This window comes from Persicobacter sp. CCB-QB2 (assembly GCF_001274635.1).
Classification (GTDB): Bacteria; Bacteroidota; Bacteroidia; order Cytophagales; family Cyclobacteriaceae; genus Persicobacter; species Persicobacter diffluens.
Window position 1 is genome coordinate 2,350,809 of record NZ_LBGV01000001.1, and the last position, 22,655, is coordinate 2,373,463.

At 42.4% G+C, this 22,655-nt stretch carries 17 protein-coding genes; 7 read left to right on the top strand and 10 right to left on the bottom strand.

Annotation, left to right across the window (positions count from 1 at the left end; translation table 11 throughout):
* From nrfD to NG22_RS10545, 3 genes are all read right to left on the bottom strand, one after another.
* Nucleotides 1-1,374 carry an NrfD/PsrC family molybdoenzyme membrane anchor subunit gene (gene nrfD / locus NG22_RS10535; RefSeq protein ID WP_053405688.1) on the bottom strand — a complete coding sequence of 458 codons (1,374 nt, stop codon included), beginning with the start codon at nucleotides 1,372-1,374 and terminating at the stop codon, nucleotides 1-3.
* 14 nt (nucleotides 1,375-1,388) lie between these two features.
* Complete coding sequence (locus tag NG22_RS10540; RefSeq protein WP_053405689.1) at nucleotides 1,389-4,508, bottom strand: TAT-variant-translocated molybdopterin oxidoreductase; 3,120 nt, start codon at nucleotides 4,506-4,508, stop codon at nucleotides 1,389-1,391.
* Nucleotides 4,509-4,598: 90 nt separating this feature from the next.
* Nucleotides 4,599-5,852, bottom strand: a complete 1,254-nt coding sequence (locus NG22_RS10545) for a cytochrome c3 family protein (RefSeq protein WP_367379235.1) — start codon at nucleotides 5,850-5,852, stop codon at nucleotides 4,599-4,601.
* Between the two features lie 882 nt (nucleotides 5,853-6,734).
* Here NG22_RS10545 and NG22_RS10550 point away from each other — a divergent pair.
* The 4 genes from NG22_RS10550 to NG22_RS10565 all read left to right on the top strand — a co-directional run bounded on the left by NG22_RS10550 (nucleotide 6,735) and on the right by NG22_RS10565 (nucleotide 11,925).
* Nucleotides 6,735-8,999 (top strand): aconitate hydratase, encoded by a 2,265-nt coding sequence (locus tag NG22_RS10550; protein ID WP_053405690.1) that lies wholly within the window; start codon nucleotides 6,735-6,737, stop codon nucleotides 8,997-8,999.
* Nucleotides 9,000-9,358: 359 nt separating this feature from the next.
* Nucleotides 9,359-10,192 (top strand): hypothetical protein, encoded by an 834-nt coding sequence (locus NG22_RS10555; RefSeq protein ID WP_053405691.1) that lies wholly within the window; start codon nucleotides 9,359-9,361, stop codon nucleotides 10,190-10,192.
* A 239-nt stretch (nucleotides 10,193-10,431) separates the two neighbouring features.
* Nucleotides 10,432-10,767: a hypothetical protein gene (locus NG22_RS10560; protein ID WP_053405692.1), complete on the top strand. Its 336-nt coding sequence runs from the start codon at nucleotides 10,432-10,434 to the stop codon at nucleotides 10,765-10,767.
* Nucleotides 10,768-11,091: 324 nt separating this feature from the next.
* A complete protein-coding gene (locus NG22_RS10565) occupies nucleotides 11,092-11,925 on the top strand; it encodes a hypothetical protein (RefSeq protein WP_053405693.1) in 834 nt (277 codons plus the stop codon).
* Between the two features lie 199 nt (nucleotides 11,926-12,124).
* Here NG22_RS10565 and NG22_RS10570 read toward each other — a convergent pair whose 3' ends face one another.
* Nucleotides 12,125-14,737 carry a DUF5686 family protein gene (locus NG22_RS10570; RefSeq protein ID WP_082305055.1) on the bottom strand — a complete coding sequence of 871 codons (2,613 nt, stop codon included), beginning with the start codon at nucleotides 14,735-14,737 and terminating at the stop codon, nucleotides 12,125-12,127.
* Nucleotides 14,738-14,844: 107 nt separating this feature from the next.
* On the opposite strand from NG22_RS10570, the gene NG22_RS10575 reads away from it, so the two are divergent.
* Complete coding sequence (locus NG22_RS10575) at nucleotides 14,845-15,699, top strand: SprT-like domain-containing protein (protein WP_053405695.1); 855 nt, start codon at nucleotides 14,845-14,847, stop codon at nucleotides 15,697-15,699.
* Nucleotides 15,700-15,702: 3 nt separating this feature from the next.
* On the opposite strand, the gene NG22_RS10580 is transcribed toward NG22_RS10575, so the two are convergent.
* On the bottom strand, nucleotides 15,703-16,269 hold the full coding sequence (locus tag NG22_RS10580) for a hypothetical protein (RefSeq protein ID WP_053405696.1): 567 nt from the start codon (nucleotides 16,267-16,269) through the stop codon (nucleotides 15,703-15,705).
* A gap of 100 nt (nucleotides 16,270-16,369) precedes the next feature.
* Between NG22_RS10580 and NG22_RS10585 the strand changes: the two genes are divergently transcribed.
* Nucleotides 16,370-16,948: a DUF3332 domain-containing protein gene (locus NG22_RS10585; RefSeq protein ID WP_172674365.1), complete on the top strand. Its 579-nt coding sequence runs from the start codon at nucleotides 16,370-16,372 to the stop codon at nucleotides 16,946-16,948.
* A gap of 395 nt (nucleotides 16,949-17,343) precedes the next feature.
* Here the strand turns inward: NG22_RS10585 and NG22_RS10590 are convergent, their stop codons facing one another.
* On the bottom strand, nucleotides 17,344-17,886 hold the full coding sequence (locus tag NG22_RS10590) for a DUF2911 domain-containing protein (RefSeq protein ID WP_053405698.1): 543 nt from the start codon (nucleotides 17,884-17,886) through the stop codon (nucleotides 17,344-17,346).
* 143 nt (nucleotides 17,887-18,029) lie between these two features.
* Between NG22_RS10590 and NG22_RS10595 the strand changes: the two genes are divergently transcribed.
* Entirely contained in the window at nucleotides 18,030-18,524 is a 495-nt protein-coding gene (locus NG22_RS10595) for a dCMP deaminase family protein (RefSeq protein WP_053405699.1), read from the top strand.
* Nucleotides 18,525-18,793: 269 nt separating this feature from the next.
* Here NG22_RS10595 and murB read toward each other — a convergent pair whose 3' ends face one another.
* From murB to NG22_RS10615, 4 genes are all read right to left on the bottom strand, one after another.
* Nucleotides 18,794-19,810: a UDP-N-acetylmuramate dehydrogenase gene (murB, locus tag NG22_RS10600; protein ID WP_053405700.1), complete on the bottom strand. Its 1,017-nt coding sequence runs from the start codon at nucleotides 19,808-19,810 to the stop codon at nucleotides 18,794-18,796.
* Nucleotides 19,811-19,883: 73 nt separating this feature from the next.
* Nucleotides 19,884-20,978: a DNA-processing protein DprA gene (gene dprA / locus NG22_RS10605; protein ID WP_053405701.1), complete on the bottom strand. Its 1,095-nt coding sequence runs from the start codon at nucleotides 20,976-20,978 to the stop codon at nucleotides 19,884-19,886.
* A gap of 28 nt (nucleotides 20,979-21,006) precedes the next feature.
* Nucleotides 21,007-21,342, bottom strand: coding sequence for a MerR family transcriptional regulator (locus tag NG22_RS10610; RefSeq protein WP_053405702.1), 336 nt, complete (start codon nucleotides 21,340-21,342; stop codon nucleotides 21,007-21,009).
* A 194-nt stretch (nucleotides 21,343-21,536) separates the two neighbouring features.
* On the bottom strand, nucleotides 21,537-22,514 hold the full coding sequence (locus NG22_RS10615) for a M23 family metallopeptidase (protein WP_053405703.1): 978 nt from the start codon (nucleotides 22,512-22,514) through the stop codon (nucleotides 21,537-21,539).
* Nucleotides 22,515-22,655: the final 141 nt, after the last annotated feature.

Genomic DNA, 22,655 nt, shown 5'->3' on the forward strand with positions numbered 1-22,655 from the left:
TTATTTCTTATCAGCGATTTCACCAGAAGAAGATTTCAATACAGACTTCACCTCTGCCATATTGATTACAGGGAAGAACTTCGCGAAAGCAAAGAACAAGGTAAAGAACAACCCGAATGTGAACAGGTAGAAACCTACATCATACATTGTTGGGTAGAACATGGCCCAGGAAGAAGGCAAGAAGTCACGGTGTAGAGAGGTTACGATAATTACGAAACGCTCGAACCACATCCCGATATTCACAATAATGGACAAGATGAATGTTAACACCAATGAACGACGAACTCTCTTAAACCAAAAAGCTTGAGGTGACAAAACGTTACATGCCATCATTGACCAATATGCCCACCAATAAGGACCAGTCATACGGTTAATAAATGCATATTGCTCGGCTTCAACCCCGGAATACCAAGCCACGAAGAACTCCGTGATATACGCACAACCTACAATAGAACCGGTTGTGATGATCACATAGTTCATGTATTCGATGTGCGTCAGGGTGATATAGTCCTCCAGTTTGTAAACCTTACGGGTCACCAACATCAAAGTCAATACCATGGCAAAACCAGAGAAGATCGCTCCTGCCACGAAGTAGGGCGGGAAGATCGTGGTGTGCCAACCCGGGATTACAGAGGTTGCAAAGTCAAAGGATACGATGGTGTGTACCGACAATACCAATGGCGTTGCTAAACCAGCCAAAATCAAGGATACCGCCTCATAGTGCATCCAGGCTTTTGCGGAACCACTCCAGCCCATGGATAACGCGCCATAAACGGCTTTAGAAATAGGATTCTTAGCACGGTCACGGATGGTTCCAAAGTCAGGAATCAAACCGATGTACCAGAATACCAATGATACAGAGAAATAGGTGGAGATCGCGAATACGTCCCACAACAGCGGAGAGTTGAAGTTTACCCACAACGATCCGAAAGTGTTCGGTAATGGCAATGCCCAGATGAAACCGATCCATACACGTCCCATGTGTACTAATGGGAACATGGCCGCACAGATTACGGCAAAGATGGTCATCGCTTCGGCTGCCCGGTTAATGGAGGTTCTCCACTTTTGACGGAACAACAACAATACGGCGGAAATCAAAGTACCGGCGTGACCGATACCCACCCACCATACGAAGTTGGTGATATCCCACGCCCAACCGACGGTTTTGTTCAGTCCCCACATACCAATACCGTCCCAAAGGGTACGCCATACGGCATATGCTCCGACTAGCAACAGCGCTATAGAGGCAGTAATGGCCAACATCCATGTTTTTGTTGGCGCCTGCTCCACGCGCGAGCAAACATCCTCAGTTACATCGTGGATGGTCTTTCCACCGGTAACTAAAGGCTCACGAACAGGTGATGTTACTTGCATATCTTCAGAATATTTTAAGCCTTAACTTCTTTACTATTTTTGTTACGGATCTTGGTCATGTAGTAAACGTTTGGTAAAACGTTGATCTCCTCAAGCACTGCATAAGCACGCTCTTCACCAACCTCTACCGTTTCTACCTTATCCGTACGATCTTTCTTCAGTTTCAACATTTGAGAGATCTGAGACTTTGGATCGTTAATATCACCAAAAACAATCGCTCCGGTAGAACATGAAGCCGCACAGGCAGTAGTCACCTCTCCATCTTCCAATGGACGACCTTCGCGTTTTGCTTCCAATTTACTACCCTGAATACGCTGAACACAGAAAGAACATTTTTCCATAACACCACGTGAACGCACCGTTACATCCGGGTTCAATACCATTTTCCCTAAGTCATTACTCATGGACAGGTTCATATCGAACTGCGTATTGTCATGGTACTTGAACCAGTTAAATCGACGAACTTTGTAAGGACAGTTGTTCGCACAATAACGGGTACCAATACAACGGTTGTAAGTCATCTGGTTCAAACCTTCTGAAGAGTGGGTCGTGGCCGCAACCGGACATACCGTTTCACAAGGGGCATTATTACAATGCTGACACATCATCGGCTGGAAAGTCACCTCCGGATTATCGGATGCTTCTTCCAGGCCTGAAAGGTCACCTGCATCGGCATCAGAAGAATAATAACGGTCGATACGCAACCAGTGCATTTCACGACGCATCAACACCTCTTCTTTACCTACAACAGGAACATTATTTTCTACATTACAAGAAACCACACAAGTACCACACCCATTACAGGCATTCATGTCGATGGCCATCATCCAGTGATGATTCTCATATTGGTGTCCATTCCACAGCGTCACGGCCTTAGGCTTCACTTTGCCCTCTGCCGTTACAATCTCCGGCTGAACACGACCTGCCGATGGATTCTTCTGATACTCCCCAAGGGTCGTTTCCTGAATCACATTGTGGCGGCCCATATAAGTTTGGTGCGTCTGCGTTTGCGCAATACGGTATTTACCTCTTCCCGCCTTGATGGAAACCCCACCCGCATAGAAGTTCGAGTAGTCACCTACCATCGCTACCAATGGGTTAGCATCCACACCTACGCCATCCGCTACGCGGCCGGCTGCGGTGCGTCCGTATCCCAAAGCCAAACCAACAGACCCTTTCGCCTGTCCTGGCTGTACCATCACCGGCACCTCCATGGTTTGATTACCGATGGTCAACTCTACCATTTGAGAATCTCCTTCAAACATCTCAATGCCCAATTCCTTGGCCATGGATTGAGATACCGTCAGGTAGTTATCCCAAGTCGCTTTGGTTACTGCATCAGGAAGTTCCTGCAACCATGGGTTGTTGGCCTGAACACCAGTACCGATACCAAATTTGGTATAAAGCGACAATTCTACATCTGCTGACTTGTAGTTCTTCGCAATACGCGCTGCACATACGTCAGGCTTACCTACGAATTCCACAGCAGTGGCTGCATTTTTACCTTTAGCAGGCTCAAATACACCATCATGCAAGCACTGATCCCAGAACATGCCGAAATCAATGAATTTCGACTGCTGCTCAAACTGATCGGCTTTCCAAGAATTCTGAAGGAAGGTATAATAATCTGTTTTGTTCTCCGTCCACGCCAAGAAAGATTCCGGCATCTGACGAGTAGCGAACAAAGGAGAAATCGTTGGCTGTGCCAAAGCAAAGTGACCGGTAGTAGGTTCCGCATCATTCCACTGCTCTAAGAAGTGGTGATCAGGAGCTACATAAGTCACTGCATCTGTAGTCTCATCCTTACGATCAGAAGTAGCGACGGTCAATTTCGCCTTCTTCAATCCAGCCTTGATCGCTGTTCCGTGAGGATTATCATATACCGGGTTACAGTTCAAGAAAAATACCCCGGCGTAGGCACCACTATTCAAACCTTTCACAAAACCATTAAAGGCTTTCTCATCACCCTGACGCGTCAGTACAGGCTGGTTAAGATTGATAGTTGTGGTGTAGTTCCCCAACATGTCGTTAATGGCGTTCACCATTACCTGAACATATGGATCATTCACTCCTGCTACTACCAAAGACTTCCCTTTTGCATTCCAAAGGTCTTTGGCCATGGAATCAAAATAAGAAACTTTAACTGCCGGTGCGTTCACGGTAGGACGACCTGCCTGCTTGGCAATGGCATTGTAAAGGTTAGCAATGGCTGCAGGAATTTGAGATGGTTTCAATGCCGCACGGTAATCCGCATTGGCACCTGTCATGCTCAGGTTAGCCTCTACCTGATAGTGGCGAGACATGGTTGGGTTTTCTTTCGTCACCTTACGCGTCTCTGCATATTGAGCAGCATTCGCGATAGGGTTCACCCAGTTATTTAAGAAATCAGCATCGAAGCTGACAATCACATCTGCTTTGGAGAAGTCATAAGTAGGAACAACTTTAGTTCCGAAGGCCCATTCATTAGCTTGCGCAATGGCTGAAACAGAAACAGGATCGTAAACAAATGTCTCTACATTTCCATATTTCTCAGCGAAAGCCGCCAATGCTTTATTCGTAGAAGGAGAAATCAAAGAGTGAGACACCAAAGCGATTTTACCGCCTTGAGCTGAAATCTCCTTCAATTTCGACATCACCTCTTTATCCAAGGTTGCCCAGTCTGTATTTTGACCACCCTTCTGAGGAGCAGTGAAACGCTGCTTATCGTAAAGGCTCAATACAGAGGATTCTACCTGAGCAGAAACACCACCTTGAGAGAAAGAAGATAGCTTATTACCTTCTAGTTTGATAGGACGCCCCTCTCTTGTTTTTACTACTACAGAAGCATAATCACCTCCTAGTAAAAAAGAAGAAGCATAATAGTTGGCTTTACCCGGATCTACATCAACAGGTTTATTCAAATAAGGGATCGCTTTTCTTACCGGTGCCTCACAAGCGGCCAATGCGGCTGCGGTCACGGAGAATCCCATCATTTTCAAGAAATCACGGCGAGAAGGCCCTTCGTTATCACCTGCACGTTTGGATTCGTTGATCGGAAGATATTCCGCGAATTCCTTATCTGCATGCTTCACGAATTCAGGATCATTCTTCAGCTCCTCGATTCCTTTCCAATATCTTTTGTTCGTTTTTTCCATTGTAAAAATAGTAGTTAGTAGTGACATCAATCTGAGGAAAAGAGGTGGCACCTGAGCACCACCGGTCAACTCAATGATTGATACTTCCTACTAGTAATGACATTTAGAACATTCTAATCCACCAATATCTTCAACGCGCATAGGCTCTTTACTATGCTCTGCGTGAAGCTCCACAAGCTTGTCGTAGTACGCATTACCCTTGCTGTTTACCTCTGTCGTTCTGTGACAATCGATACACCAGCCCATGGTCAATGGCGCTTCCTGACGAACCACCTCCATCGTTTCTACCTCACCGTGACATTGCTGACATTCCAAGCCACCAACTTTTACGTGCTGGGAGTGGTTGAAATAAGCCAAATCAGGTAAGTTGTGAACACGTACCCACTCGATTGGCTGATTATTTTCAACTGCCGCATAGATCTTCGCAATCTCGTCTGAATCTGTTTTAATCGCCGAGTGGCAATTCATACAGATATTGGCAGATGGGATATTGGCATTTTTAGATTTGGTCACGCCGGTGTGGCAGTAGTTACAGTCAATGTCATACTGACCAGCGTGAATTTCATGAGAAAAGGCGATGGGTTGTACAGGAGCATAGCCCTGCTGAACACCTACATGAAATAAAGAATCGATCACGGTTTTGGTAATGACCGCAACGAAAAGGATGGTCATGATGGCAATCATCGGCTTAGACTTGAACAAAGCAGCCAAACTAAAGCGTGCAGAAATGATCTCCTGATCTTCCACATCCAAATCTGACTTTTGCTCCAGGTATTTGGTCAATACCCGAACGATCATGGCCAATACGATCAGAATCAACACCAGGATCACCAGGTTGATCACCAAAGCATACATGACGAAATCAGAAACACCCTCTGAGGCACCTGCCTGGGTGGCGGATGCACCATCTGCAGCTGGTTCTTCTGCAGCGGCTACAGGCGTTTTTCCTGACTCCACTTTAATGTAAGCGAGAATGGAATTGATTTCCTCATTGGAGAAATCAAAAGAGGTCATCTCCGTTTTATTGTACTCTTCATAAAGCTTGACGGCGTATTCATCACCGCTTTGGATTACTTTCTGAGAGTTACGAATAAAAGATTGGATCCAGTCCAACGGTCGTCGCTCATGCACATCTTTCAGTGCCGGCCCCACAACCACCTCATGCACCGCGTGGCAAACGGTACAGTTGTCCTCAAACAAGGACTGACCTGCTGAGATGGTGGCCTCGTCCGTAGGAATACCGTCCCCACCGGAAGCGTCTTGCGCAATGGAGGAAGCCATCAGGCTTACCATCAGCATTAGCGTGAGCGCTAAACGAGAAAAAAAAGTTTTAAACAACATCATAGCGATTAATAAGAAGCATTGAGTTTTATGGTCGGAGTCAAAAAAACCCCGGTTAGTCAAATCTAACACGACCTTAATTCATTTCATAATAGGCTATTTTTATGGCCTTTTTGTCTATTTACTGACTGGGATCATAAATTACCCCCATAAAGTTGTATAACAGCCTTTTACAAGCTAATTAAGCGATCAAATCAGAGTTATTTAAAATGATTATAAATTATCATTTCTTAGTCCAGTCCTGTTAAGAACTATGATAAATATCACCTAACAAACTTAACTGATCTAGCTTTTAAAGATATTAAATTAGAATATCACAACACAAACTTTAATATGACCAAATAACGCAATTTGAACAATATCATTTCTATAAATGGAGGAGAAAGCACCGAACTAATCTGTTTTTATACTGACTCTAATCCTCAAGCCCATGTAGTAGCCAAAAACATGAGCTACATCAACCTCATTCACCCCACTGAGGCTTAGCTGATTGGACTTGCAGCTACAACAAATTGTAGAGATCTATCGGTTCGGGGGAAGCATCAATCTAGCGCCCAATCATATTTTAAGGAGATAAACAAACCCTATATTGACCGTCCAAAAATCTATAAAAAAACAACTGTTTTTTTGTTATAAATCACAAACAACTTCCTGCTTTGGCTAATATGTTCCCAATTTTTATTTAAATTCGATTGGCCTAGCTAAAATAATGACTGTTTTCCATGCTAAGGCAGAAATATATTTTGCCTAACCTTAAATAAGATGGAACACCACGGATAATGGCACCTAATTAGAAAATACTTTTTTTGATGGCTAAAATCCCGCCTAAGTTTCAGCATAGGCTGCACACAAAAGAACTTTAACACCTAAAAACCCCGTTATACTATGATTTTTGATTTGGAGATGATCAAGGGACTTTACGCTAAATTTCCAGAGCGTATTGAGGCGGCTAAAAAAGTAGTCGGCAAACCACTTACCCTTGCTGAAAAAATCCTTTACGCACACCTTTGGGACGGAAATGCAACTTCCTCTTATGAAAGAGGCGCTTCATATGTAGACTTTGCTCCGGATCGCATTGCTTGTCAGGATGCCACTGCACAAATGGCCCTTTTACAATTCATGCAAGCCGGAAAAAACAAAGTAGCGGTTCCCACTACCGTTCACTGTGATCACCTTATCCAGGCCAAAGTAGGCGCAGCAACTGATTTGGCTGCTGCGAAATCACAAAGCTCAGAGGTATTCGACTTTCTAGAGTCGGTATCAAACAAGTATGGCATTGGTTTTTGGAAACCAGGAGCAGGTATTATTCACCAGGTAGTGCTAGAGAATTACGCCTTCCCGGGTGGGATGATGATTGGAACCGACTCTCACACGGTGAATGCCGGTGGATTAGGTATGGTTGCCATTGGGGTTGGTGGCGCTGATGCGGTGGATGTTATGGCCGGAATGCCCTGGGAATTAAAATTCCCAAAATTAATCGGGGTTAAACTTACCGGAAAATTAAACGGCTGGACTGCTCCAAAAGACATTATATTAAAAGTAGCCGGAATTCTTACGGTAAAAGGTGGAACCGGTTGTATTGTGGAATATTTCGGCGAAGGCGCTAAATCACTATCCGCTACCGGAAAAGGCACCATCTGTAATATGGGGGCAGAGATTGGAGCGACGACCTCCACCTTTGGTTATGACGAATCCATGGAACGCTATTTACGCGCCACCGGAAGAGCCGAAGTTGCTGCGGCAGCTAATGACATTAAAGAATACCTGACTGCGGATGAAGAGGTTTACGCCAATCCGGAGCAATATTTTGATCAGGTTATTGAAATCGACCTGGATAAACTGGAACCACATTTAAACGGGCCCTTTACGCCAGACCGCGCTACTCCTATCTCTGAAATGGGGGCTGCCGCAGAAGCCAATAGCTGGCCGCTTGATGTGGAATGGGGACTAATCGGTTCCTGTACCAACTCTTCTTATGAGGATTTATCCAGAGCCTCCTCTATTGCCAAACAGGCGGTAGATAAAGGTTTAGTTACTAAAGCGGAATTTGGGATCAACCCGGGCTCTGAGCAGGTACGCTATACCGCTGAGCGTGATGGCTTGTTAAAAATCTTCGAAGATTTGGATGCTAAGATTTTCACCAATGCCTGTGGACCTTGTATTGGACAGTGGGCTCGTGCCGGAGCAGATAAAGAAGAAAAGAATTCTATCATTCACTCCTTCAACCGTAACTTCTCTAAGCGTGCTGATGGTAATCCGAATACGCATGCCTTCGTAGCGTCCCCAGAAATGGTAGCCGCCATTGCGATTTCCGGTCGATTGGATTTCAACCCTATCACGGATACTTTAGTGAATAATAAAGGAGAGGAAGTAAAACTTGATGCACCGGTTGGGGATGAACTTCCTGCAAAAGGCTTCGATGTGGAAGACAACGGATACCAGGCTCCTGCTGAAGATGGTTCGGATGTAAATGTGGTGGTTGCCGAAGACTCCAAACGCCTTCAACTACTGACTCCTTTTACTCCTTACGAAGGCAAGGAGATTGAAGGCATGAAATTATTGATCAAGGCCAAGGGCAAATGTACCACTGACCACATCTCAATGGCAGGACCATGGTTGCGTTACCGCGGCCATCTGGACAATATTTCAGACAATTGCCTGATTGGTGCGGTGAATGCTTTCAACGACCAAACCAATGAGGTTAAAAACCAACTAACCGGAGAATATGGTGCTGTTCCGGCTACGCAGCGTGCCTACAAAGCAGCGGGCATTCCTTCTATTGTAGTGGGTGATGAAAACTATGGGGAAGGATCCTCTCGTGAGCATGCGGCTATGGAGCCTCGCCACCTGGGTGTTCGCATTGTTTTGGTGAAGTCTTTTGCCCGAATTCACGAAACCAATCTCAAAAAGCAGGGAATGCTGGGATTCACCTTTGACAATCCGGCAGATTACGATAAAATTCAAGAGAATGACACTTTTGACACTATCGACCTGACCGCTTTCGCTCCCGGAAAACCTTTAACACTAAAGGTCACTCACGAAGACGGCTCCATCGATGAAATCGTATGTAACCATACTTATAATGAGAATCAAATTGAATGGTTTAAAGCAGGATCGGCTCTTAATCTGATTAAGACTCAGAATGGCTAAACCCTTCATAAATAACGCATAACATTGGCGCAATTGGCTATACCAATTGCGCCTTTTTTGTATTTACCCGCCTCTAAAAATGCAAAAAAACAACTTTTATTACATGAGAATATTGCAAATTAAACTTGATTTATCAACTAAATAAGCGATCGCATTCTACTCAGCAATACCTAATAAATATAAAAAACGCAAGTTACAGCCAATAACAGCACACCTGTGAGCGTACTTGAAAAAGAAAAATACAATCCATTAATTGACAATACATTACAGAGGTAATGTTTTGCAAAAAAGTAGACGATATAGTACTATTTCAAAAGTTCCCTATATTAGAAATACGACATCAACACTATTTATTTAAGATGAAATATTTTTATTTACTGGGATTAATTACCTTTTTTATAAATCCAGTACTACATGCCCAAAAATTTAATGTAAGTGATGTTTACGAGGTAAAGGAATTGTATACCATCCAAAAATATCGCAACAACCCGCCTTTTGGCTACGAGGAAAGTATTCTTTGCCCGGATAGCTTAAAATTTATAGCCGTCTTTGGGCACTTTGAAACCAAAGCTAGTATTAAACCAACCGCTATCCGCCTCATTACTGAACAAGGCGAAGCTACGCCGGTGGGCTGGTGTAACGATAAAGGAGATGCTGAATTAAGCCATTGGGGAATGAAAAAGAATCTCATAAAGGGCCAAAATCCCGTGTTCACCATTAGCTCAAATGATAAAGCGATCAAAATCCAGTTTAATGATCAAAGCTATGACCTGCCTGCTGCCAAGACTCAAATTAAGCGGGAATCAGCAACCTTAGACCTTCTGGTAAAAGGCGTATCCACTCAGGAATCTTTGGAAAATGGATATGCCCTTATTCCGGCTGGGGTCAAAAGCGGAAAAGGAATGGGCGTATTCAAAAAACGTTATAGCCCCCAAAGAGGAAAAATCATTTGCCTGGATCTCAATATCAAAACTGTTCCCGAGGGAGCAAATCTCAAAGAATTTGCTGTTTTCAGCGACAATGCCCACCAAAGCTTTGCCTTAGCCAGTGAAACCTGGGGGCGTATTTCCGACTTCGGAGGGGTGATTGCCGGTGACATTAAATTGTACTTTATCGTAGGAGAAGATTTCACTAATGGCGCCCTACACTATCGGGGTGACAAGGTGGTTGATTTTCTTTTGAACAATATTTAGATTTTCATCCCCAAAATCACCACCCTCACCGTATACAGCCTAAAAACAATTAAATCATCAAGTGTAAGCTTATAAGTAATTCCTTGATTACACTACCAAAAGCATCTTAGAATTGATCTAAGATGCTTTTTTTGTATCAATAAAATTTTTCACTGACAAATCTCCTATCAAAAGCCCAAAATTTCCGTTATTATAAATATAGAGACAATTGATTTACTTACCTTTCAACAGAGTGTAAGATGGAAATAGAATTTACCCACCATTTAGGCAACTTTATTATGGTCTTATTTTTAGGCCTTCCCGCCTTTGCCCTGGGCGCACTGGGACAGGCACTTTTCCTACATCATTTTGCTCCTGGCACACGCATTCTCCAAATTCTTTCCATTATTTTCAGTAGTCGAATTATTGCGCTACTGTTCACTTTCCTTCTATACAGTCTTCTTTTTAGCCAATTGGAAATGTTAATCGGCAAAGTGCTCATTCCCGCTTTGCTCGCTGAAATCCTGGTATCACCAGCTCTCTTATTATTGAAGGGATATGATATCGGAAAGTTATTTTCGAATAACCATCATTAACCCAAATTATTCACCGCTAAATACACTAAATAAGATTAAGTGATTCATAATCAAACAAATACAAGTCATTGTATTGGGTTTAAAATAGCCCAAATTCGGGCAAGCTTGCTTTCTCCTCATTCATCTGTTTCCTTGGAAAAAACTCGAAACAGGAAAAATTCCTTCATTTTTCCCGCCTTACAGCTAAACAAGAATTTAAGCATAATAATCCAGCTTATTTTTTTTCAACCCCATTAAACCCTGAATAGCTTTTGTGATCTAAGGTTTGAATTCAATAAAACTCCGGCCGGAAAATTAGAATCTTAAACCTACCGTACATTAATCATGAAAGTTATTGCTATTAAATTACTTGGCATCGTTCTTTTAAGCACATTTTTGTTCAGTTGCCAATCTAATGAAGACAGTCCGGTCTATTCCACTGACTTAAACTCCGCCTCCTTTCAGGATGAAGAAATGGCTGAAGCAATTTTCAATACGCTGGAAAACACTGCTGAAGAAGCACTCCTTACTGAAGACAACCTTAGAATTACTGGCTATGGGGCCGCTCTTGATTTAACCCTGGATGAAAAAAATAAAGTAGTCACCATTGATTATGGAGATGGATGGACCGATAGAAACGGAGATATTCGTAAAGGAAAAATCATTATTCAATATGAAGGAAATCGAAAAGAGCGTTATCGATCAAAAACCATCCGCCCGGAAAATTTCTCTATAAATGATTTCCAAATAGAAGGTATTCGAAGCAAAAGCTGGGATGGCATTAACAAAAAATTTACGATCAAGCTTACAGCTGGCCAGATCAGCAGTCCGGATGGTTGGAGCATTAGCAGAACTGCCCAGTGGGAAGTGCTGGAGTTTCAAAATGAAGAAGAGGGTTTTGAAAGACACCGTAGCGGGCAAGCCGAAGGCATCAACCGACTAGGGCACCGATATTTAATCCGCATAGAAGAGCCCCTCGTTTACAAATCACTTTGTACCGCTATTTCCTGGCGATTCCCGGTAGCGGGCATCAAACAAAAAACGAATTTCACCTCAGAAACCGCATCAGAAACACGCACTATTGACTATGGAGATGGCAGCTGTGACCGGGAGGCCACCATAACTCAGCCTGATGGGAGCCAGACCACTTTCAGTCAAAAGAAAAAAATTTACCAATAAGAGCGTTTTTAAAAGCACCCCATCCGGCGGCAAATCCGGATTATTGGAAGCGATATTGGCTAATTTCTAAAACAAAGTGCAGCTATTTCATCAAAATAATCCTTTATCGCTTCTGCAATAATCAAATTTTCACTGCGAATTTTGGCTTTTGAACACGCGCTAATCATTACCGGATGCTTGCCTTCGGGAGAGCATCCTATTACAGCACATCTAACACCAATCGCCAACCCCATGAGGGCTTTTCTCCTGCTTCAAAGCCCATTACACCTTCTACAGATATAAAACCTAAAATCTGTCTTAAGCCATAAGTCACTTCCATATAATGATTGAGCTGCGGGTTTTTCATATAATGAAAACCAATATTTTCCGAGATTAAGCTTTTATTTAGTAAAGGCAAACGCTTCAACAATAGTCGTTGAGAAGTATAATGAAAATGTCCCTCGACGAAATAATCGTCCGTACCATATTTGTAATAGGGCAATAACCTGAAGGCCTCATCCACATTGGAAATCATCAGCTCAAAATGACGGGTGTTGGAATAGTATAAATCCGCCAAAGACATTTTTGAGTTATTCAAAAAGGCGCCGGCCTTTACACCGTATTTAAAGGAATCTAAAAATCCCAAATCCACCTGCTGATTGACTCCCAGGGAAAGAAAGTCATAATCAATGTCCGTGGAAAATCCCTTTTTATAATGAAGTCCAATAGTGGGATACTTAGACCTCACATGCCTTTTCACGCCCTTTTTTGAATAATAATAACGGTGTCGGGGCGTGTAATCCAGTTGCACCTCTACAATATTCACCTGATGATCAAACATCTCCTCTTCTTCTCGTCCCACCACAAGTGGCTTATTATCGGTGATTTCCGTCCGACTTTTTTCAAAAAGGGTATTGGTGGTAGTATTCTGCAAAGCATGTCGGTTTTGAAATTCATAACCGATCTTCAACATCAAACCATTGACCAACTCATAATCATGATCTATTTTAAAATATTGCTTTTCATAGATTTTCAAATAATTCAAGCCAAAAAACAAAGTAGAAATATCATTCTCGAATTCAAACATGCCCCCTGAAGCATTAAAATCCTGCGTCCATTGCCCCACTGCTATTTGATATTTCCCAAAACGCTGAGGAGCATAATGATGTCGAAACAAAAGGTCTCCTAAAAAGGCTCCACGGGAAAAAGTAAAACCATAGTCGGCCTGAAGGTAAATCCGCGATCCATCCTCATAATTTTTTGTCCAGTCAATTCCGGAAAATAGTTTAATCCCATCCACGGTATTATAGTGGATCCCCTTTAATATACCGTGATAATTCAGCACACTGTTATTATCCGGATATCGATAATTTCCCCCCAGGATTATATCTTTAAGATGAAATTTCATCTGAGCGGCCTTAACAGAATCTTTGTAGGCTGGTGTACTGGTAATGGCTTCCACACTATCTTTCTCCGAAAAGCTCTCCAGTTCTGCGGAAGTCAAGGAGACCGGCCGAATGGTATTCCAATAATCATCTTTCTTTTTAGTAGCCAGAGAATCCACTTTTACGCCTGACTTTATTTCCAATGGCGGACGCTCTTCCTCTTTTTTAGCTTCCTTCTCCACCAAACGCTGTAATTTTCGCATCTCTCTATTGCTCAAATTATCCTGCGCCATCAGGTCCTGTATCTTGCTTTCATTTTTATTCAGTTGTGCTTCCTCAGAAGCAGAAGCAACTTCCTCCTGTTCCTCCACCAAGACCGGCTTTGGCAACACCTGTTGAATTTGTGCCTGAATATCCGCATCAGGAACAATTTCATAATCACTTAAAGCCGCCAGATAATTAAAAGACATCTTCACACCGACCACACTCAAGTCTCCCGAAAACTCCAGAGATTTGGGCATCCAGATTTGATCTGTTTCCGGTGCATAAAGCTGCTTCACCCGAATATCTCCAACACTCAGGGCCACCGTTAAATCCGTAGAATGAAGAAACCAGGCATCCTCCACAATAAAAATATGCCCCCGGTAATACTGTTGTCCTTTTTGCTTAGGGATGACCTTGATTTTATTCACCTGCATTCCCCTGTCCTCAAACAAACCCTCGTACTCAAATTTATAATAGCGGAAAGCCATTCGGGAAAGTGGCGATATAAAATCTGCAGTTTGGTCATCATACAAGCTTGCGGTCACAAATTCCATAGGGTCGACCTGATTATCAGCATCCGGAATACTGGTACGATAAGACAACACCTTTTGCTCATAGGTATTGGGCTGGATAAATTTCACCTCCGAAACGGATTCCATCACCAGCTGTTTGTTGATAAAACGCTCCACCTCCTCATCATCCATGGCCATCTTTAATAATTTCGGCACCTTCTTCACAATACCTGAACCCTTGGTATAGGCCTTCACTTCATAAGATTTCACCAGCCTTTTATAATATTGCGCCATGCCAATCGCCTTTCGCATTATATAATAAGCAGGATCCTCCGTATTAGCTCGAATATTTATACCTGTCAGGGTAATGACCTGCTCCTGCATTTTCACATCCAGCCGTTGATCTCCATTCAACACTACTCCTTTCATCTCCAGTGCATATCCCAAATATTGAAATTGGATGCGATGCTCACCTCCGGCTAGCCATAATTCATAATACCCCTCTCCGTTGGTATGGGTCCCGGCACGCTCGCCAATCACCCCAATGGTGACATTCGGTAATTTTTCTCCTTCAGGAGTTAAAACATAACCACTAATTTTGTAATCTTGAGCTAAAGAAGGAATGACCATGGCGAAGTAACACAAAACGCCCATGAATAATCGAAACGGCATAAGTAGATTTTGAAAAAGATGAAGAAAGCTGTTGCTACAGGCTGATGATTACTATTTTCGGGAGATTTCCACTTATATCCAATTTTATATTCTAAAAACATAAATCATTGAGCGTAAAAAAACTGACCGATCTAATTCAAAGCTATATTCCTAAAGCAGCCCTTCCGCTGATTGGTCAGCTATGGGAACAATTACCTTTTGGTTTGCACATCAAAAACAAAAGAGAAAGTAAACTGGGGGACTTCCGTAACCATCCTAAATATGGACCTACCATCACCATCAATCACAACCTGAGTCCTTCTCAGTTTTTATTAACGCTGGTGCATGAAATTGCCCACCATTACTGTTTTGAGCAATACAACCGAAAAGGGATTCAAATAAAACCCCACGGAGTAGAATGGAAGCAAACCTTCCAACAGCTCATGCAGCCCTTTTTAATCCCGGAGATTTATAGCGAACCCTTATTATCGGTTTTAAAAAATCATATGAAAAACCCTGCGGCCTCTTCCGGGCGCGACCCCGAATTATATAAATTACTTCGTGGACCGGTAAATGAGCAGGAGCGTATGGAAGAAGGTTTTTGGATACTTGAAAATATGGAAATTGGGGACTGCTTTGTTCACCGCAAAAAATGCTACCGAATTATCGATCGAAGAAATTCCAAAGTCATCGCCCGAAATATTCAAAATGCAAAAGTTTACAATTTCATTGCAGGCGCTGAGGTCTTCAAAATAGAAGACCAGGAATTATTAGAAAAAATTATAGCCAAGGATCAACAGTCATCAGCTCAAATAAAGGCACTCTCAACCGGCCCAAAGGTAGGGGAAATCCCCAATGGAACGGTCTTTTCTTACAACAAGGTCAAATTCCGAAAAATAAAAAACAACCGAACGCGTTGTATTGCGGAAGAAATACACACCGGAAAGCATTATTCCTTTCACATGGAAACCGTTCTGAAGTAAAGATCAGCCCAAACGTTTTCTCACCAATGCTTCCACTTGCCGCATCAGCTGCAATGGAGGCTTGGTCCTCCAATTGTCAATCATTAAATCTTGCCCGATTACGATAAATTCATCCAGGTTAAACTTTTCCCATTCTTCCGTGACATGGGCTCGAAAATTAAGCGCGGCAATCCAGCCTTCCTCCACCTCTTCAAACCACTCTTCATAATAGGCATCATCCGAACCGTGAAAATTCATCACAAATTCTCCTACCAGCAGGAACTTTCGAATCCCTGAGGATATAAAATGCTCCAAAATATTACGTTTCAACACCATGATATCATTATGCAGGGCATCATTCCACTCACCAATAAATTCCAATATCACAATCCCTTGTTCATAATTTGCGTATAAAACCTTTATGAACAATGTCTCCGATCCTATATTATCCCATGCAGGATCAATATAATAGCCATAGATAGTTTCAGAATATAAGTCATAATTATAAACCTTCTCATAAAAAGGCGAGTTCGGATCTTGAGAAGAGTTATAAAAAGCATGCCAACCGTTGTAAGGCTCTAAATCGTGCATTTTTTATATTAAATTTATTTTGTGAATAATAAGAACTTGAACTACCTTTTGCAAAATTGAGTCAATCGATTCACTAAATCTTAATTTCAATTAAATGTTTATGAAAAAGCTTTCGACCATTCTACTGGCAGTTTTCATGATGAGTGCCGGACTTGTGCAAACCAGCTGCTACGGCCCTTTTAAATTAACTACAAAACTGTGGAACTGGAACGGCCAGGTGGGAGATAAATTTATCAACGCACTGCTTTTCTTCGGATTAAACATCATTCCGGTTTATGGTGTAACCGTATTCCTGGATGCCATCATCTTTAACTCCATTGAATTCTGGGGTGGCAACAATCCTATTTCCATGGGACCGGGCGAGATCGAAGAACGTGTAGTGGAAGGGGAAAACAGTACTTATAAATTAACCGCTTCCCAAAACCGCTATGACATTGAAGTAATTGCCGGGGAACATAAAGGAGCCAAAGGGGCCTTTGTATTCTCGAAAAAAGACAAATCCTGGACTTGGGAAGAAAATGGCACCTCTGAAGTAATCATGCAAATGAGTGGAGACGAAAATAACCCAATGATCCAATTTCTGCCTGAAACAGCCCATGCCTTCTCCATGAATTTTACAGAAATGGAAGCCGCACAGAAAAGAGGTTTTAGAGGAACGGAGTTAGTTTCTAACCATTAATGGATTTGGTAGTTATAAAGACATAACCCCCTAGATGGGTAAATCCCAATTTGACAAAAGGTCAAAAAAATGGCAGTGATTTAATCGAAATCACTGCCTTTTTATTTAGTAATGATTTGAAGCAAATTTATCCGCATGATGCGCCACTGAGTTCAAAAAATCACTTTAAACTTAATTCTCATCATTTTGGAGTAGCCGACCGGTTTTCTAATCGCCCAAATTGTGGAAAACTTGCTTTCTCCTCATCCTTCTGCTTTCTGGAAAAAAGAAATAGGTCTAATCCCATTATTTCCGTATCCTGCAGCCGAACACGGCTTGGAGCACGCATCACTCGACTTAATGAATTGACTCAAAGCGCCTTCCCTAAGAACTTGGAATTAATAATCAGGATCAAATTACCACATAAACTCCAAAGGGATAATGGCCTTAGTGGAATCCCACATGATCAACCAATTGGCTTTCCCATCTTCCATATTCTCAAACTCCATCGTCAGTGGCTCATAAATCGACTCCAACTGCTCAGCGGATACACTCACTCTCAGCACATCATCCTCCTCCTTATATTCATAAGAACCCCACTGGCCTAAATCATTGTTAAAGATAATCGTCCAGTTGTCCTCATTGGGGATGGTAAACAAAGAATAAGTTCCCGCCTTCAATATTTTACCGGCTACCCGAACATCACCGGTCAGGGTCACTTCCGTGGCTTCATTGGCTCCTGTTCTCCATACCTTACCGTAAGGCACCAATGTCCCAAACAACTCCCGATCCCTCTTGTGTGGACGACCATAAGTAATCTTCACATAGGTATCGTGCTCTTTAAACGTTACTACCGCCAATGGACTTACCCTCGGTTTTAAAGCCTCCTGCGCTAAGCCATCTGTTGCCCACAAAGACAAAATCATTACCACCACGGCCAAAATGCTATTTTTCATCATTGATAGATTTGTTTTTAAAAAGGTCAGAATTAATTTGAGCAAAATTTTATTATTGAAAAATAAGAAGACCACTTCAGTACCGCAATTTTTCCGAAACAGAAAAACAGTATTTTTTATGAGCGGTACTCAAACAAACAAATTTTATGAGCAGGCCCAATTTCGATGACATCTATATGGAGCTGGCACTCAACATTGCCCGTCGATCCCATTGTATCAAAAAACATGTTGGCGCAGTACTGGCCAAAGACACCCGAATTATCTCAATTGGCTATAATGGCCCACCGGCAGGAACCCACAACTGCGATGAAGAGTTTCCTGGAACGGGTTGTTCCAGAGACTCCAAAGGAAGTTGTTCTTTGGCCATTCACGCGGAGCAAAATGCGATTCTTTATGCAGTAAAAAACAAGTCGGATGTAGAAGGTTCCACATTATATGTGACCCTTGCCCCCTGCCTGCCTTGTGCCAGAATTATTTATAGCGCCGGCATTAAAAAAGTGATTTATTATAAATCCTATGCAGAATATAAGGGCTTACCTTGTGATGAGGGTGTGGACTTCCTGAGAAAATTCGGCATTGATATCCACAAATATGAAGGAGCTCCTTTTTTAGAAAAAGAAAAACTGGATCCGCTAATTTAAGCCATTCTATTTACCTGCAGATTCAAAAAAAGCAAAGCGTTTATTATCAGTAAATATTAGGTGACTCGACTAATTGTTCAATTAGCTTGAATTCGGAAAAATTGATTTCTCCTCATTCACCTGCTTCGTTGGAAAAAATTCGCAACAGGAAAAATTCCTTCATTTCCCCGTCTTGCAGGTAAACAAGGATTTAAGGAGGCATCAAAAGGCATAGCCCGCAAAAAAAGAAACAAGGGATTCCCTCCCCTGTTTCTTCTTGCTCCTTTTTTCTAGATGATATTCACCTCCGGCTCAATCTCTACCCCAAATTTCTCCAGGACGGAGGCTTGTATTTTTTTGGCCAATTGATAAATAGCCTTCCCATTATTCCCTCCGAAATTCACCAAAACCAGGGCCTGCTTTTCATGAACGCCTATATTTCCTTCCCGGTAACCTTTCCATCCTGCCTGATCTATTAAAAAGCCCGCAGCAATTTTCACCTTTCCCTCTCCTGCAGGATAACCGCCCATTTGAGGATAATCCTGTTTAAGCCTTTCAAAAAGTGCTGTGGAGATCACCGGATTTTTAAAGAAACTCCCTCCATTCCCAATCTCCGCCGGATCCGGCAATTTTGATTGACGAATATGAATCACCGCCTCCGCAATCGCTTTCAAGGACAACTCCCTCACTCCCTGTTCTTCCAAAGTCTGCTGAATAGCCCCGTAAGTAGTATTAAAATTGGGCCTTTTATTCAATTTGAATGTCACATTCACAATAATGAACTTCCCCTTTGCCCACCGTTTAAAAATAGAATCACGATAGCCAAATTCACAATCCGCATGGCGAAAAGTTTTAAGCTCACCACTTTCCACTTCCACGGCCTCCAGGGACTCAAAAACATCTTTTAACTCCACACCATAAGCCCCAATATTCTGAATGGGTGCAGCACCTACAGAACCCGGAATCAGTGACATGTTCTCTACCCCGGCCCAATTTTGTTCAATACAATACAGCACGAAATCATGCCAAACCTCTCCGGCGCCCACTTTCACCCAAACATGCTCCTCATCCTCCTGTAACAGTTCCCGGCCCCTGATTTGATTTTGAACCACCAAACCTTCATACCTCTCCGTAAACAGCACATTACTTCCTCCGCCCAACATCATGGAAGGATGAGATTGATACACCTCTTCCTTGATTAACTGCTGAACTTCCGCCACTGAGGATACGGAAGTAAAAAAAGCCGTTTCTTCGGCCACTCCAAAAGTATTTAAACCCAAAAGGGAAAAGTTGGTCTTTATGGTCATATCAAAATCAATTATGGGCGCAATTTAGGGAACCCACCGAATATTTCCCACTTCATGAAATGTTCTTGCTGATCTATCTGACTCTCCCCTTTGCTCCAAATACACCACCAGGCAATTTTTGAATTAAACCCACAAGTTCCAAGTTCAATAAAGAGGAGGACAACAAAGGCAATTGATGTGAAAAATTCAACTTCAACTCATCAATCACAACCGGCGTCGTTTTTTCTGAAATAAAGGAAAAAACTTCTTTTTCTAACAATGTAAGATTATCCGGCATTTTAACGTGCTTTTCTTTTTGCTCCTCTTGGGTTTCCCAGGACATTAATTGAATCAAATCCTCCGCATCCGTCATCAGGTGGGCCTTATTCGATTTGATTAACTGATGACAACCTTCACTTTTACTCGCCTGATAGGGGCCGGTCAATGCCATTACCTCCCGGTCATACTGGTTGGCCAAATCAGCAGTAATTAAAGCGCCTCCGGAGCTCATCGCCTCAATGACCAACACCACATCCACCATTCCCGCAATAATGCGGTTTCGGGCCGGAAACAACATGGCTTCCGGTTGAATCCCCAAGGGACTTTCCGTCAACAAAGCCCCTTGCTGACGCACCATTTCTTTCGCCACAGCGCGGTGCTCCCTGGGATATATAATATTCATCCCTGAGGCCATTACCCCTATGGTCGGTAATTCATAGTCTAAAGCCAGCTGATGGGCGTAAATATCAATACCATAAGCCAATCCGGAAACAACTGTAGGGTGATAGGGGGCAATATCCTGAAAAAAATCATCCAGAAAGCTTTTGCCATAAGCGGTGGCTTTTCGGGTACCCACAATGGCCACGGTGTAGGTTGGATTTAAATCAGCCGGGCCATAAGCAAATAATACGGGTGGAGCATCAGGGATTTGCCTGAGTCGATGGGGATAGTTATCCTCGGATAGGATATAAATGTCAATACCTTTCTTGGTGGCTTGCTCCCATTCCTGATGAGCCAAAGATATAAAATAATGGGAATTGACTAAATGTTGGCAGATCGTAGGACCAATTCCTGCTACTTTTTGCAGGGCACTTTTTTCAGCAGCCCAAACCTGCGTGGCAGAACCAAAATGAGCAATTAGCGCTCGAAAAGTTTGTGATCCAACCCCGGGAACCATCCCTAGGGCCATGGCATCAATTTTTGCTGATGCGCTTTTACTACAATTGTGTTTTGAGGTCAATGAGGAAGGATTTTAAAGATCTTAGAGACTCTATTATCTCCAATTTATCCTTGACTTCCTTCGTATTGTTTTTCAACAGATCCTTCGCTCCTTGTAAGGTGTAGCCCTTCTCTTTCACCAAATGATAAATCAACTTCACATTTTCAATATCTTCTTTAGTGAACTGTCGGTTTCCATTTCGATTTTTCTTAGGTCGAATAATACCAAATTCTCCTTCCCAAAATCGGATCAAAGAAGTAGAAACCTGTAGCATCTCTGCGACCTCCCCAATGGTGTAGTATTTTTTTAATATTTCCTTCTCTTTATATGGCACTATTCAAAAAGCTAAATGGGTCGTTAAACTTTCGTTGTTCCTGCTAATTAACACATTATTTTTTCAGAAATAAAGAAAATACCCGCAAAGCCCAAAAACTATGCGGGTATTATTCTTTTGATTTTTATTAAAAATTGGCAAAACCTTATTTCGATTTTCACCAACAACTAAGTCAAAATAGCAGCATACAGGCCTTAAGACAACGATTGGTTTTCGATCGATGCCAGTCTTAACAATTCTTCATATTCAGCAGGAGTGATTCCCTGATACAAATAATTAATCGGATTCACGGGGCGATCATTTTTTCTTACTTCATAATGCACGTGGGGTGCGGTAGACGAACCGGTATTCCCAACATAACCAATCAAATCTCCTCTTTTCACCTTCTCCCCTCTTTTCACTGCAAAATCCTGCATGTGAGCATATAGCGTCTTATAACCATAACCATGATCTATGATCACGTGCTTTCCATATCCACTGAAATCTGTTTTCACCTTTACCACTTTCCCTCCGCCTGTAGCATAGATAGGCGTTCCCTTTGGTGCTGAGAAATCACAACCGGTATGTAAACGCTTAATTTTATGAATGGGGTGAATACGGTAGCCAAAGCCGGAAGCCAGCCTTTTTAAATCGGAATTACTCACGGGCTGAATAGCCGGAATGGACGCCCAAAGCTTTTCCTTATTTCTCGCTAAAGTCAAAATCTCATCGTAAGATTTTGTCTGTACATACAGGCGTTTCTTAAGCTCATCAATTTCCTTATAGGTATCAATAATCAATTCTTCCTTCTCCATCCCCTTATCCAGCAGATCGGCGTAACGGTAACTCCCTCCGATTCCGCCCTGGCGAATTTCATTCGGCAACGGCTCCGCTTCATAAATAACACGGTAGATATTCGCATCCCGTTCCTCTAAATAAGCCAGCATCTCGGTGGTATTGTTGATCTTTTCAGACAAAATATCATAATGATATTTCAGCTCCTTGTTCTCTTTTTTGAGCATGGCCTCTTTGGGCGAATCAAACCACACCCCAAACAAAATCATTAGGACAATGGCAAAAGCCAAACTCGCCGACACAAAGCCCATAAAATTCAGGAACTTGTCCCATTTGGTTAATTTTATCTGTTCGTATCGACACGTCTCCGTATCGTAATAGTATTTTATCTTGGCCATCCGTTGAGTATGATTTCTAAAAATCTGCTATTTTTGTCAAATAAAAATTAGGTCAGGGTAATTGTTCCCTTACCTTTGCAGATAATATCAAATTGACGAGGCAAGTTATGCAATTTTTGAGGTAAAACATAACTTTTCTTG